This is a genomic window from Asticcacaulis excentricus CB 48 (assembly GCF_000175215.2).
Lineage (GTDB): Bacteria > Pseudomonadota > Alphaproteobacteria > Caulobacterales > Caulobacteraceae > Asticcacaulis > Asticcacaulis excentricus.
Window position 1 is genome coordinate 458,428 of sequence record NC_014817.1, and the last position, 12,848, is coordinate 471,275.

12 protein-coding genes, 1 pseudogene and 1 riboswitch are annotated in these 12,848 nt (G+C 58.4%); of the genes and pseudogenes, 7 read left to right on the top strand and 6 right to left on the bottom strand.

Annotated elements, in window-relative coordinates; genetic code table 11:
* Positions 1-15: 15 nt before the first annotated feature.
* The 3 genes and pseudogenes from ASTEX_RS19985 to ASTEX_RS13805 form a co-directional block, all read right to left on the bottom strand.
* Positions 16-648 (bottom strand): annotated as a pseudogene (locus tag ASTEX_RS19985) (alpha/beta hydrolase family protein); the annotation flags it as partial.
* 27 nt (positions 649-675) lie between these two features.
* On the bottom strand, positions 676-1,959 hold the full coding sequence (locus ASTEX_RS13800) for an alpha/beta hydrolase family protein (protein WP_049781733.1): 1,284 nt from the start codon (positions 1,957-1,959) through the stop codon (positions 676-678).
* Positions 1,960-2,011: 52 nt separating this feature from the next.
* Entirely contained in the window at positions 2,012-3,961 is a 1,950-nt protein-coding gene (locus ASTEX_RS13805; protein ID WP_013480248.1) for an alpha/beta hydrolase family protein, read from the bottom strand.
* Between the two features lie 205 nt (positions 3,962-4,166).
* On the opposite strand from ASTEX_RS13805, the gene fabD reads away from it, so the two are divergent.
* The 7 genes from fabD to gmk all read left to right on the top strand — a co-directional run bounded on the left by fabD (position 4,167) and on the right by gmk (position 10,397).
* The gene (gene fabD / locus ASTEX_RS13810) at positions 4,167-5,111 is read left to right on the top strand and encodes an ACP S-malonyltransferase (RefSeq protein WP_013480249.1); all 945 of its coding nucleotides are present in this window, start codon (positions 4,167-4,169) and stop codon (positions 5,109-5,111) included.
* Between the two features lie 180 nt (positions 5,112-5,291).
* Positions 5,292-6,032 (top strand): 3-oxoacyl-[acyl-carrier-protein] reductase, encoded by a 741-nt coding sequence (fabG, locus tag ASTEX_RS13815; RefSeq protein WP_013480250.1) that lies wholly within the window; start codon positions 5,292-5,294, stop codon positions 6,030-6,032.
* Positions 6,033-6,203: 171 nt separating this feature from the next.
* Positions 6,204-6,443, top strand: a complete 240-nt coding sequence (locus ASTEX_RS13820) for an acyl carrier protein (protein ID WP_013480251.1) — start codon at positions 6,204-6,206, stop codon at positions 6,441-6,443.
* A 92-nt stretch (positions 6,444-6,535) separates the two neighbouring features.
* Positions 6,536-7,819, top strand: coding sequence for a beta-ketoacyl-ACP synthase II (gene fabF / locus ASTEX_RS13825; protein ID WP_013480252.1), 1,284 nt, complete (start codon positions 6,536-6,538; stop codon positions 7,817-7,819).
* Between the two features lies 1 nt (position 7,820).
* On the top strand, positions 7,821-8,879 hold the full coding sequence (gene mltG / locus ASTEX_RS13830; protein ID WP_013480253.1) for an endolytic transglycosylase MltG: 1,059 nt from the start codon (positions 7,821-7,823) through the stop codon (positions 8,877-8,879).
* Positions 8,876-9,754 carry a YicC/YloC family endoribonuclease gene (locus tag ASTEX_RS13835; protein ID WP_013480254.1) on the top strand — a complete coding sequence of 293 codons (879 nt, stop codon included), beginning with the start codon at positions 8,876-8,878 and terminating at the stop codon, positions 9,752-9,754. Before mltG ends, ASTEX_RS13835 begins: the two co-directional genes overlap by 4 nt.
* Position 9,755: 1 nt before the next feature.
* Complete coding sequence (gene gmk, locus ASTEX_RS13840) at positions 9,756-10,397, top strand: guanylate kinase (protein ID WP_013480255.1); 642 nt, start codon at positions 9,756-9,758, stop codon at positions 10,395-10,397.
* A gap of 77 nt (positions 10,398-10,474) precedes the next feature.
* Here gmk and ASTEX_RS13845 read toward each other — a convergent pair whose 3' ends face one another.
* The 3 genes from ASTEX_RS13845 to ASTEX_RS13855 form a co-directional block, all read right to left on the bottom strand.
* Complete coding sequence (locus ASTEX_RS13845) at positions 10,475-10,978, bottom strand: c-type cytochrome (RefSeq protein ID WP_013480256.1); 504 nt, start codon at positions 10,976-10,978, stop codon at positions 10,475-10,477.
* Positions 10,979-11,150: 172 nt separating this feature from the next.
* A complete protein-coding gene (locus ASTEX_RS13850) occupies positions 11,151-11,420 on the bottom strand; it encodes a hypothetical protein (RefSeq protein WP_013480257.1) in 270 nt (89 codons plus the stop codon).
* A gap of 122 nt (positions 11,421-11,542) precedes the next feature.
* Positions 11,543-12,607, bottom strand: a complete 1,065-nt coding sequence (locus tag ASTEX_RS13855; protein ID WP_013480258.1) for a threonine aldolase family protein — start codon at positions 12,605-12,607, stop codon at positions 11,543-11,545.
* Between the two features lie 41 nt (positions 12,608-12,648).
* A riboswitch (SAM-I-IV-variant riboswitch) is annotated at positions 12,649-12,755 on the bottom strand.
* Positions 12,756-12,848 lie beyond the last annotated feature (93 nt).

Below are 12,848 nucleotides of genomic sequence, written 5' to 3' on the forward strand. Positions count from 1 at the left end.
TTGTTGGACGTAAGGCTAATAGGCCGGGTTATGGTTGTCGATAAAGGCGACGATGGCGGTCAGCATGGTGAGTCGTGTTTCGCTGCGCGACAGCCAATGATCCTCACCGCTGAGGGTTACAAGTTCGACTGGCTTGCCGGCTCTTTGTAAAGCTTCCGCCATCAGCTTGGACTGCATGTAATCGACGACCGTATCGTCCTTTCCGTGTATCAACAGTAGCGGTATGGTCACCTTGTCGGTGTTGCGTAGAGGGGAAGCGGCGTCCCATTTCGCTGGATCGCCGAGATAACGTTTCCAATAACGGATGGCGTGACTGTTGTTATCACCAGACTGCTTACCTTCACTCACCATCATACTGCGTAGGTCCGATACGCCGCCATAGGCGGCAGCGCAGCGATAGACACCAGGATCAAAAGTGGCTCCGGCCATAGCCGCATATCCGCCATAAGAATAACCGGCAATGCAGACACGGGAGGGGTCGATTATACCCTTGGCTGCCAAGTGACGGACGCCGTCGCTAAGGTCGGTCTGCATCTTTCGGCCCCATTCGCCGTAACCCTTTTCGACGAAGGCGTCTCCGTAGCCGTCCGAACCGCGGAAATTCGGTTGCAGGATGGCATATCCGCGTGAGGCATAGGCGTTAACGTCCCAGTCGAAACTCTGTGTATCGCGTGCCTAAGGGCCGCCGTGCGGCAGGACGATCAAAGGGAGTTTTTCAGGTGACCGGCCCGGCGGTAGTGTCAAATAGGCCTCGATCTCCAAGCCATCCGAGGCTTTATAAGTAAACGGTATCTTTTCAGTGATCCAGGCAGCAGGCAGATCGGGATAGGCTTGTCCAAGGCGCACATTTTCGCTTGTAGCGAAATTCACAAAGAAATACGTGCCTGCATCGTCTGGACCTTCGGAATAGATGATGGCCTTTTGGCAGTCATCGGCCAGTGACACGATCAAAGTCCGGTAGCCAGTAAAAATGCTGCCGACTTGTTCGGCGAGTTTAGCCAATTGCGGGTCAGTGTAGGCGTATTTGATCCAGTGCCCGTGCGTGGCATACCCAACCACAGTATGCGTTTTGGGATGTCTCAGAAGGCTGATGCTGCCTTTGGCGTCCTCGAACATAGGGGTCAGTGCGCCGTCCTGAGTCGCTTCGTAATAGCGGTTGGCGCGGTCTCCCTGATTGAAATAAATAGCTGCCGTTTGAGGGCTCCGCCCCAGCCCGACGAGGTTGGGGTAATCGAGTTCAGCCTTTTCTGTCATAACGGTCTTCCAACCGCCCCGGTTCATCTCAAGGCTCCAGGTGTAGGTTTCGCGGCGGTAGTTTTCCCGCGCCACCAACCCGCCTTCCGCATTGATCGCCCAGTCCGTGGTGTCGGGGCTCCCTTCGTCAACCTGAAAGGCGTTGCCGGTTTCGGGATCAAAGCGATTTAGAATGCGAAGATATTTTACGCGGGTTACACCACCCGCCAACACGTAAGCTTTTTTATCCGTTCGGATAACCGACGCATCGGAACCCAGAACGGGGAAATAGTCAGCCATATTTCCGTATATGGACCGCGCCTTGCCGGTTTCGTAGTTCAGCGCAATGGCTGTGAAAAGCTCCTGCTGTACGTCACTGAACATGGCGAGTGTTGAGGTCAGGGAACTCTCGATCAAAAGATGAGATTTATCTATCCAGGAGACTGACCGAACCTTAATATCGCCAATCGGCTGTTTTGATACCTTTTGGTTTTGCAAATCGTACACAATCAGGCTGCGCGACTCGCCACGTCCGGAGGCCATGACGACTTTCCCACCGTCGGCCGAGAGGTCAACGTGATCAATAGCGGGGAGATCGCCATAAAGCGTCAATGGAGGTGGCACGCCAAGGGTGTTCTTTTCTGCCAGCGCCCCTGTCGCCCAAAGCGCAGATACGGAGACCCCCGCTCCAATAAAGCTGCGACGATTAAAAATTTCATTCGGCATAAACGCCCCCGTTTTTACGTTTGAATGGCTCAATCCACGGTATGTCTGTTCGTCAATGGGGCGGATTGTGCTTTTCGATAAAGCTGACCACGGCATCCATGGTTTGCACGCGGGTCGCTTCGCGTGACAGCCAGTGGTCCTCTTCCTTAAGCAGGATCAGATCGACCTCCTTGCCGGCTTTTTTCAGGGCGTCGCGCATCCGGTAGCTCTGGTCAATGGGCACCACAGTGTCGTCCTTGCCGTGGATCAATTGGATGGGGATGGTGATATTGGCCGCTTTCAGATCCGGAGAGACCTCCGCCCAGCGGCTTTCGTCACCAAGAAAACGCTTCCAGTACAGCACCTTCCGCGCTTGTTTGTCATAACCGACGGATTCTTCTTCGTAGGCGATCATCTTCTTGAGGTTGGTGACAGGGGCAATGCCACTGGCGCAGCGATAGACGCCGGGATCGAGTGCCGCGCCGGCCATGGCCGCATAGCCACCGTAGGACGCACCGACAATGCACACACGCTTTGCGTCGATCGTGCCTTCCTTGGCCAGATAGCGCACGCCGTCCGACAGGTCGGTCTGCATTTTGCGGCCCCACTCGCCATAACCCTTTTCGGTGAAGGCCTCGCCGTAACCGCTGGAACCGCGGAAATTGGGTTGCAGGACCGCATAGCCGCGCGAAGCGATGGCCTGAGACATCCAGTCATAGCTGATGTCGTCATAGTATTCGGGGCCGCCATGCGGCAAGACAATAAGCGGCAGGTTTTTCGCTTCCCGGCCCGGCGGCAGGGTCAGGTAACCATTAATCTCAAGGCCGTCCGCCGCTTTGTAGGTGACCTTGCGCTTTTCGGCGACCCATTCCGCGGGTACGTCGGGGCGCGTCTGCCCTACCACCTTAAAGCTTTTGGTGGTGTAATCTATAAAGTAGTAGGAACCGGGATCGCCTGGGCCTTCGCCGTATACAATAATCTTTTTGCCATCATCCGAAACATCTTCAAGAGTGCGATAGGTATAGCCGGGCATACCTTTTTCGATCAGACGTGGCAGGCTGGCCAGATCAGGTGCAAAGAAGGTGTAGGCGGGGCCATCGGGATTGTAGTTGATAAAGCCCGCCAGCTTGCCGGTTGCCGGATGGTAGAAGGTCCCGACATTGCTGCCCTTGGTATCCAGAGGCTCGCTGAAGCGGCCATCCGGGAAGACTTCGTAATAGTTGCCGGCCTTTTCTCCCGCATTGATGTAGACCAGCACCGATTCGTCATCGCGGCCGCGCCCCACCAGAGACGGCGCATCCAGCAACTGCTTTTCCGAGTAGATTGCGCGAAGCTTACCATTCTGACGGTAGCGCAGCGTCCATACCTTGGTATCGCGATCATACTCTGCTCTAGCCATGATCTCGCCATCTGGACGTACGATCCAGTTCTGGACGTGATGGGGCTCTTCGTCCATCTGACGTCCGCGCCCGGTATTTAGATCGAAACTATACAGACTGCGCAGGCCTTCACCCTGAATTTTGACGTTGGAGGCGGTGACCCGGTACGCGTCCTTGACCTTGATGCGGTTATAATCGCCCATAACGATGGGATAAAAACCTTCCGTATTATCAAACATGGCAAAGGTCTTGTTGCGGGGCAAATCAAGTATCTGACCCGAATAATATTCATCCTTGCCGCCGACAAATTCGCGCAGATAAACGGATTGCGAAGTAATCAGGATGATGCGGGTGTCATCGCCCCAAAACAGGTGGCGGACTTTCACATTGCCAACCTTCAGCGCTTTGAAGTCATCCTTTTCAAGGTCAATATCCAGCAAGAGCCGTTGCGCCCCCAGCCCCTTGATCAGGGCTATGCGTTTCCCGTCGGGCGATAGGGCCACCTTATCAATATCCGGAAGTTTACTGAATGCGGTGAGCGGCGGGGGCGCCCCCAGCGTATTTGCCGGATCAGCTTTGGCCGCCGCCGAAAAGGCGCAGGCCGCCAGAACGCCTGCAAGGACGCTGCTTTTCAATAAATACATGAAATCCCCCAGAAATACCCTCACCGGACAGCCCCAACCGTCCTTAATCGCTTCTATCTTTACGGATATTTGCGGTCACCTACAACCGTTTTCATGTCGATCAGACACGCTGTGTCCGCCGGGCTGGGGCTCAAGCCTCTTGCCCTTACTGACGGATTGCCCTAACCCATGCCGCTCAAACCAACAGGTCGGGACAAGGCATTACATGACTTTGGCATTCGTTTTTCCGGGACAGGGCTCTCAGAGCGTCGGCATGGGGAGCGAGTTGTTCGATAATTTCGCGGCAGCCCGTGAGGTCTTCGGCGAAGTCAACGAGGTGTTGGGGCTGGACCTGCTCAGGTTGATGCGCGAAGGCCCGGAAGCCGACCTGACCCTGACCGAAAATGCGCAGCCGGCCCTGATGGCGGTGTCGCTTGCCGTTGTGCGCGTGCTGAAGGCCGATTTCGGCGTCGATGTGTCGGAAGCCGCCTTCTGCGCCGGTCACTCGCTCGGAGAATATTCGGCGCTGGCGGCGATGGAGGTGCTGACACTTGCGGACGCTGCCAGACTGCTGAAACTGCGCGGTCAGGCCATGCAGCGCGCCGTGCCGGTAGGTCAGGGGGCTATGGCCGCCTTAATTGGGGCCAAGGCCGATCTGGCTCTGGCCGAAGTCGCCTGCGAAGCCGGACGTGCCGCGGGCGTGGTCGTCGTGGCCAATGACAACAATGCCGGTCAGGTGGTCATTTCCGGCGAAAAGGCAGCCGTCGATCTGGCCGTCGAAAAGGCCAAGGAACTGGGGGCCAAGGCCATGCTGCTCAATGTGTCTGCCCCCTTCCACAGCCCGCTGATGCAGCCGGCGGCCGAAGAAATGGCTGAGGCCCTATCCAAAATCAACTTCCGTGACCCGCAGTCCGTTCTGGTCGCCAATGTTACAGCCCAGCCCGTTGGCGATAAGGCGCAGGTGGCGCCGTTGCTGGTTGAGCAGGTGACAGGGCGCGTGCGCTGGCGCGAGTCGGTACAGTGGCTGGCGCAGGACGGCGGTGTGACGCAGTTCGCCGAACTTGGTGCAGGCAAGGTGTTAACCGGCATGATCAAGCGGCTGGCCCCCGGCTGCGAGGCCGTGGCGCTGAACGGCGCGTTGGACTTTGAGGCGTTTGCCAAGAGTATTTAAGTTTTCAGCCACGAAAAGCTCGAAAAACGCAAAAAGGGAGGTTGAATTCAGGCGTGCAGCGCCCTCACACCTTCACGCCACCGTTTGATTTATGGCCCTTCAGGCGCGATAGATGGCAAAGACCTTTCTTGTTTTTCTTGTTTTTCGTGGTCAATCCTACCCTTTTCACAGGAGACACCAATGTTTGAATTGACCGGCAAGACGGCGCTTGTAACCGGTGCCACCGGTGGATTGGGGGCGCAGATCGCCCGCGCCTTGCATAAACAAGGGGCTAAGGTCGTGCTGTCCGGCACGCGCGAAGCCGTACTTCAGGAACTGGCTGCCGAACTGGGCGAAGGGGCCTCCGTTGCGACCTGCAACCTGTCTGACCCGGCACAGGTCGATGGACTGATCGCCAAAGCTGAAGTCGCAGCCGGTTCGCCGCTCGACATCCTCATAGCCAATGCCGGCATCACCAAGGACGGTCTTATTCTTCGTATGAAGGATGAGGACTGGGAAGCGGTGATCAAGGTCAACCTCGAGTCCTACTTCCGCCTATCGCGCGCAGCCGTGAAGGGCATGATGAAGCGCCGCTATGGGCGCATCATCGGCATCACCTCGGTGGTGGGTGTCATGGGCAATGCGGGGCAAACCAATTATGCGGCATCAAAGGCAGGAATGATCGGCTTCTCCAAAGCGCTGGCACAGGAAGTCGCTTCGCGCAATATCACGGTCAACTGCATCGCGCCGGGCTTCATCGCTTCCCCCATGACCGATGTGCTCAACGAGCAGCAACGCGAAGGTATCCTGTCGAAAATCCCGGCCGGTACACTTGGTGAAGGGGCTGATATTGCCGCCGCCGCCGTCTATCTCGCCAGCAATGAAGCCGGTTACGTGACGGGCCAAACCCTGCATGTGAACGGCGGCATGGTGATGATTTAACCCCGCCATCACGTCTTTGTTGTGAAAGACTGCCTTTCCAGCCGCTGAAAATGGCTTGAAACCTGCACAGTGTGTGCATAAAAGGCAGTTGGCTTAGATTCCGATACCCGGCCCCTGCAAAGCCATAAGCCGCTTTGGGTCGTGTTTATATAACCTGTTAGAGGGCCTGATATGTCTGAAGTTCTTGAACGTGTTCGCAAGATTGTGATTGATCATCTGGATGCTGATCCGGATAAGGTCACGGAAAAGGCGAGCTTCATCGACGATCTGGAAGCCGACAGCCTCGACATCGTTGAGCTTGTCATGGCTTTCGAAGAAGAATTCGACATCGAAATTCCTGATGACTCGGCTGAGCACATCCTGACCGTTGGCGACGCCGTCAACTACATTCAGGAAAAGCTTTCCGCTTAATCTGAAGTACCGGATTGAGGGCGTGGTTTCGACGGTGACTGCCGCATCGAAGCCGCGCCCTTCTGCTATTTGCATAACAGGGCTGATTTTATATGGTTCGTCGCGTCGTCATCACCGGTTTGGGTCTCTTGTCGCCTTTGGGCGCGGGTGTGGATATTTCTTGGAAGCGTCTGCTCGACGGGCAGTCGGGGGCCGGAAACATCACCGCCTTTGACACCACAGACTACGCCTGCACGGTGGCCTGCGAAATTCCGACGGTCGATGGCCGCGGCGGTGGCGGCCCTGACATCGAAGGCTCGTTTGATCCATCCACGGTCCTATCGCCCAAGGAACGCCGCAAGGTCGATGACTTCATCCTGTATGCTATAGCGGCGGCCGATGAAGCGCTAAACGATGCCAACTGGCACCCCGAAAGCGCCGAGGATCAGGAACGCACCGGCGTTATGATCGGGTCGGGCATCGGGGGGCTGGGCATTATCGCCGAGACGGCGCTGGAACTTCGGGCGAAAGGTCCGAAGCGCATTTCGCCCTTCTTTATACCGTCCTCGCTGATCAATCTGGCCTCCGGTCAGGTGTCGATCCGTCACCACCTCAAGGGACCGAACCATTCGGTCGTCACCGCCTGCGCCACCGGCGCGCACGCTATCGGTGATGCCGCCCGCCTGATCAAGTGCGGCGATGCCGATGTGATGGTCGCTGGCGGTGCCGAATCGGCCATCGTTCCCATCGGTATTGCCGGCTTTATCGCCTGCCGCGCCCTGTGCACCGCCTTCAACGATCAGCCGATCAAGGCTTCGCGCCCTTACGACAAAGACCGCGACGGCTTCGTCATGGGCGAAGGCGCAGGCATTGTGGTGCTGGAAGAATACGAACACGCCAAGGCGCGCGGCGCCAAGATCTATGCCGAAGTGCTGGGTTACGGCCTGTCGGGTGACGCCTACCACATCACTGCGCCTTCCGAAGACGGCGACGGCGGCTATCGCGCCATGGTCGCGGCGGCCAAGAATGCCGGTATCGACCCCAAGGAAATCGACTACGTCAATTCGCACGGCACCTCGACTATGGCCGACGGTATTGAACTAAAAGCCATTGAGAAGTTTCTGGGCGATCGCGCGGCCACCGGCACGGTGTCTTCAACCAAATCGGCCATCGGCCACCTGCTGGGTGGTGCCGGCGCGGTCGAAGCCATCTTCTGCGCTTTGGCCATCCGTGATCAGATCGCGCCGCCGACCATTAATCTCGACAACCCGGCCTATGAAACCCCCATCGACCTTGTGCCTCATAAGGCCAAGCCGATGACTATCAACAAGGTCCTGTCTAACTCCTTCGGCTTCGGCGGCACCAATGCGGCCCTGATCCTCGGCAAAGTGGACTAAGATGGCAAAGCAGAAGGCCCACCCAGCCCCGCGGCGCAAAGACCGGCGTCTGATGGCGCCGGTGGCGGGCCTCTTGTCCGGTATTGTCCTGCTGCTTCTGGCGGCAGAACTGTTCGTTTTTGCCAACACCTATGGCCCCGGACCATCGGCGAAATCCGGGAATGTCACCGCCGTGACGGTTGAACGCGGGCAGGGGCTTAATGCCATAGCGCGCAAGCTGAAACAGCAGGGTGTCATCCGCTCGGTGACCTTCTTCCGCATTGCTGCCAAGCTGGATGGGCGTGATAACGCATTGCGCGCCGGCACCTATGAGTTCCCGTCGCGCCTGTCGATGATCGGCGTCCTCAATCAGATCCTTGAGGGCCGCGTGGTGCAGCACTTCATTACCATTCCCGAGGGACGCACCTCGGCTCAGGCAGTGCGCATTCTGATGGCGACGCAGGGCCTGACCGGTGATGTCGAGGTGCCGCCCGAAGGTTCCATTCTGCCCGAAACCTATCAGTACGAGATCGGTGAAACCCGTCAGTCTGTGCTGGACCGCATGCTGGCCGCCGGACGTGAATCACTTGATGAGCTGTGGGCGACACGCGCGCAGGATCTGCCTTTGAAAACCAAGGAAGAGGCCCTGATCCTCGCTTCCGTGGTTGAGAAGGAAACGGGGCTGGCCAATGAACGTCCGAAGGTCGCGGCGGTGTTTGTGAACCGCCTGCGTAACGGGATGCGCCTGCAATCGGACCCAACCGTCGTCTATGCCGTATCCAAAGGTGAGCCTCTGGGGCGGGGTCTGAAACGCTCCGAACTGGACACGCCCAGCCCGTGGAACACATATCTGATCGACGGTCTGCCTGTCACTCCGATCGCCAATCCGGGCAAGGAATCCTTAAAGGCCGTGCTCAACCCGCCGTCGAGCAACGATATCTATTTCGTCGCTGATGGCACGGGCGGGCATATCTTCGCCGAAACTTATGAGCAGCACCTGATCAACGTGGCTAAATGGCGTCAGATCGAGGCGCAAACGACTCTCTCTTCGGCCCAACGCGTCAAGGACACCGGTAAATGACCCTGTCAAGCATGACCGGCTTCGGGCGGGTGGAAGGCCATCATGGGACGTTCGCCTGGGTCTATGAGGTGCGTTCAGTCAATGGGCGGTCTCTGGACCTCAAAACGCGCGTACCCTCAGGCTATGACTATGTGGAGCGGGCGGCGCGCGATCTGGTCAAGCAGCGTTTTCAGCGCGGCCAGGTGTCTTTGAACCTCAGCATCCAGACGACCGAGGCCCAGACTGGCTACAGTGTTAATCACGCGGTCCTCAGCCAGTATCTTGAAGTGGGCCAGGGCCTGATGCAGGCCGGTCAGGCCACCATGCCGTCACTGGACGGGCTTCTGTCCCTGCGAGGAGTCATCGAAGCGACCAGTGCGGAAACCGATACCGACTTGGCGGCGCTGGAAGCGCCCCTGCTGGCCGATCTAGGGGCAGCGCTGGAGCATCTGAAGTCCGCACGTCAGGACGAGGGGCGGGCGCTGTTTGAGGTGTTGGCCCAGCACCTGGTCGCGATGACCGAAGCCGTGGATCGGGCCGAGGCGTTGGCGGCGCAGCAGACCGAAGTGATCCGCGAACGCTTCACCAGGCGCCTGAATGAGCTTCTGCCCGGTTCTGACCTTCAGGAGCGCGTCATGCAAGAAGCCGCCGTCATGGCCGTCAAGGCCGATGTTCGTGAAGAGCTGGATCGTCTGCGCACCCATATCGCGTCCGCGCATACACTCCTGAGCGACAGCCAGTCGCAGGGGCGCAAGCTCGACTTCCTGTCGCAGGAATTCATGCGCGAAGCCAATACCCTCTGTTCGAAAGCCGCTTTTAGCGACCTGACCAAGGTCGGTCTGGAGTTAAAGTCGGTTATCGACCAGTTCCGAGAACAGGTTCAAAACGTAGAGTAATATGCCTAATTCCCAACGTCTTCGCCGCGGCCTTATGCTGATTGTTTCCTCGCCTTCGGGCGCGGGCAAGACCTCTCTGTGCCGTCGCCTGATGGCCGATCACGCCGATCTCGACCTGTCGATTTCGGTGACCACCCGCTCACCGCGCCCCGGTGAAAAGGATGGCCGCGAATATCACTTCATCAGCGACGCCGCGATGGATGATCTGGTCAAAAACGACGCCCTGCTGGAATGGGCGGCGGTGCACGACCACCGCTATGGCTCGCCACGTGAACCGGTGGAAAAAGCCTTGTCGCAGGGGCAGAACGTGCTGTTCGATATCGACTGGCAGGGGGCGCAGCGCATCTCGGCCAAGGCGCCGTCGGATGTGGTGCGTGTCTTTATCCTACCGCCCTCGATGGAAGAACTGAAGCGCCGCCTTTATGCCCGCGCGCAGGACGCTGATGACGTCATCCAGCGCCGTCTTAGCCGCGCCAAAGGTGAGATCGCGCACTGGGCCGAATACGACTACGTTATTCTGAATGATGATTTCGACCGCTCCTATGCTGAACTGGTGCACATCTATCATTCGGAAACGGCGCGCCGTTCACGTGGTTTGTGGATCGCCCCGTTTGTCGATGAGCTGATGAGCGAGCCGCTTTAGGCTCAAAAGAGGAAGGGGGCTCGCCCCCTTCACCCCGGAACTATAAAGCCCTCCGAACGGTTCGGAGGGCTTTTTGCTTACTTCTGGGCCGGGCTGGTTTCGACCTTGAGATAGGCGATCAGATTGTGACGCTCCGTCTCGTCCTTAAGGCCCATAAAGCCCATCTTGGTGCCGGGGACGGTTGCCTGCGGATGGGTGATATAGTCATCGAGCGTAGCAAAGTCCCACACGGCGTTGTGGCCTTTCATCGCGTCGCTATACTGATAATCGGCCTTGCTGCCTGACTTGCGCCCGAACACGCCGTAAAGGTTGGGGCCGACCATATTGGCCCCGCCTTCGACCAGCGTATGGCACGAGCGACACTTGGTCCACGCCTTCTCACCCGCCTTGAGATCGGCCGTATTGTAGGGGGCGGGCAGGGCAGCAAGTTTTGCGGCTTTTTCCGCTTCGGACGGTCCCTCGACCGCCGGCACACTGGCTTGTGGTGCAGCGGTTTCGCTTGCCGTTTCTGCGGGTTTGTCGCCGCAGCCTGACAGACACAGGGCAAGGGTCAGGGGGGCAAAAAACAGGGCTGCGCGCATCAAAGTCTCCATGGCTTCACGTCAAGCGTTTAGCTGACAGAGTGGACTTTGGCGAGAGGTGACGCCCTGGAGGGCTGTGACGCCTTGCCGCAGCAGGAGGCATCCCGACAGAACAAAGCCGCGGCCTCCATTGGACGCGGCTTTTTAAAATCAGTGCCTTACAAAGAAAAGCTCAGGAGCGTCGGTAATTCTCGTCGATGTCCTGCGAATTCAGGCGCTCCTCAGAGCCGTCGATAAAGATTCGGTATTCGACGGCACCCGCGGTGTTCACCTCGCCCTGTTCGATGCGATTGATGACCGCCGGGCCGCCGTAGCGCGCCACCAGTTCCGGATCGCGGATCAGGTGATTGACCGTCGGCATGGCGGCAAAGTCGAAATCATCCGAGGCGAACACCTCTTCACCAGTATTATTGTCGAAAAAGCGGTAGGCCAGTCCGGGCATGATCCATCTCCCATCTTGTGGTTGAGCGATCAGGATGCGCCCGGCCCGGTAAATAATCAATGCGCGCAATGCCGCAGGTGGTTCGCCGAGACCGCAAGTGGACTCTCAGAAAATGCGCCGGATTATTTGCTTTCAGATGCGTTTTTAATATCGGCGGCCAGTTGATCTACCCTCGCCGGGTCAGCGTCCCAGGCAAACATGAGGCGCGCCCCACCACCGATAAAGGTATAGAAGCGCCAGCCTTTGGCGCGCAGGGCGTCCAGAACGCTCTCAGGTGCCTTGAGGAAGACCGCGTTAGCCTGCACCGCGAAGATGGGCTCTATTTCCGGTAAACCGGAAATTTTGTCGGCCAGACGGCGGGCACAGGCATTGGCGTGGTGACCATTCCTTAGCCACGCACCGTCCTTGATCATGCCCAGCCACGGCGCGGCCAGAAAGCGCATTTTGGAGGCCAGTTGCCCGGCCTGTTTGCAGCGATAGTCGAAATCCTGCGCCAGACCGCGATCAAAAAACAGGATGGCTTCGCCCACGCCCATGCCGTTCTTGGTGCCGCCGAAACATAGAACATCGACCCCGGCCTTCCAGGTGATGTCTGCGGGGGCGCAGTTGAGCGCCGCGCAGGCATTGGCAAAACGCGCCCCGTCCATGTGCAGACGCAGGCCCAGTTCCAGGCAGACGGCGGCAATGGCCTTCACTTCGTCGATGGTATAGACGAGGCCGGTTTCGGTCGGTTGGGTGATGGTGACGGCGCGTGGTTTGGGGAAATGAATGTCAGAGCGACTGGTGGCCATAGCCCGTATGGCGTCTGGCGTCAGCTTACCGTCCGTCGAGGCGGCGACCAACAGTTTCGACCCATTGGAGAAGAATTCCGGCGCGCCGCATTCGTCGGTTTCGACGTGGGCCGTGGCCGAGCAGATGACGCTGTGATAGGACTGGCACAATGACGCAAGGGCCATGGAATTGGCCGCTGTGCCGTTGAAGGCGAAGAAGACCTCGGCCTCATGCTCGAACAGGTCGCGCAGGGCGTCGGCGGCGCGCTGCGTCCAGGGGTCGTCGCCATAGGCGGGGACCGAGCCGGCATTGGCCTCGTGCATGGCGTTCCACGCTTCGGGGCAGATGCCGGCATAGTTGTCGCTGGCGAATTGCTGCGGCGCTAAGATCGTGAGGGGCAGGGCGGTGTCCGGCATGGGGCGTCTCTCAGATAAAATGAGTTGAGCGACGCATGAGCCTTGGTCCCGTTAATTGCCGGTTCGGCCGCATCTCCGTTTCCGGACGCCACCTTGCCGGGAAGGGCAGGTTGGCGTTAAGCGCGTCGCTTAACTCTGGATGCCTTTTCGCCATAGCCGTTCATAAGCGCTCGCGCAAGCGAAAGTTTCTGCGGAAACCGGTGGCGGGGCCCGATCCGGCCTCCCTTGAATATGGGTGGTA

Excerpts from the sequence above, each read along its gene's own strand:
- gmk (WP_013480255.1), top strand. The coding sequence starts at position 9,756 with ATGCCTAATTCCCAACGTCTTCGCCGCGGCCTTATGCTGATTGTTTCC.
- ASTEX_RS13805 (WP_013480248.1), bottom strand. The coding sequence starts at position 3,961 with ATGTATTTATTGAAAAGCAGCGTCCTTGCAGGCGTTCTGGCGGCCTGC.
- fabD (WP_013480249.1), top strand. The coding sequence starts at position 4,167 with ATGACTTTGGCATTCGTTTTTCCGGGACAGGGCTCTCAGAGCGTCGGC.
- fabF (WP_013480252.1), top strand. The coding sequence starts at position 6,536 with ATGGTTCGTCGCGTCGTCATCACCGGTTTGGGTCTCTTGTCGCCTTTG.
- ASTEX_RS13845 (WP_013480256.1), bottom strand. The coding sequence starts at position 10,978 with ATGCGCGCAGCCCTGTTTTTTGCCCCCCTGACCCTTGCCCTGTGTCTG.
- fabG (WP_013480250.1), top strand. The coding sequence starts at position 5,292 with ATGTTTGAATTGACCGGCAAGACGGCGCTTGTAACCGGTGCCACCGGT.
- ASTEX_RS13800 (WP_049781733.1), bottom strand. The coding sequence starts at position 1,959 with ATGCCGAATGAAATTTTTAATCGTCGCAGCTTTATTGGAGCGGGGGTC.
- mltG (WP_013480253.1), top strand. The coding sequence starts at position 7,821 with ATGGCAAAGCAGAAGGCCCACCCAGCCCCGCGGCGCAAAGACCGGCGT.
- ASTEX_RS13850 (WP_013480257.1), bottom strand. The coding sequence starts at position 11,420 with ATGCCCGGACTGGCCTACCGCTTTTTCGACAATAATACTGGTGAAGAG.
- ASTEX_RS13835 (WP_013480254.1), top strand. The coding sequence starts at position 8,876 with ATGACCCTGTCAAGCATGACCGGCTTCGGGCGGGTGGAAGGCCATCAT.
- ASTEX_RS13855 (WP_013480258.1), bottom strand. The coding sequence starts at position 12,607 with ATGCCGGACACCGCCCTGCCCCTCACGATCTTAGCGCCGCAGCAATTC.
- ASTEX_RS13820 (WP_013480251.1), top strand. The coding sequence starts at position 6,204 with ATGTCTGAAGTTCTTGAACGTGTTCGCAAGATTGTGATTGATCATCTG.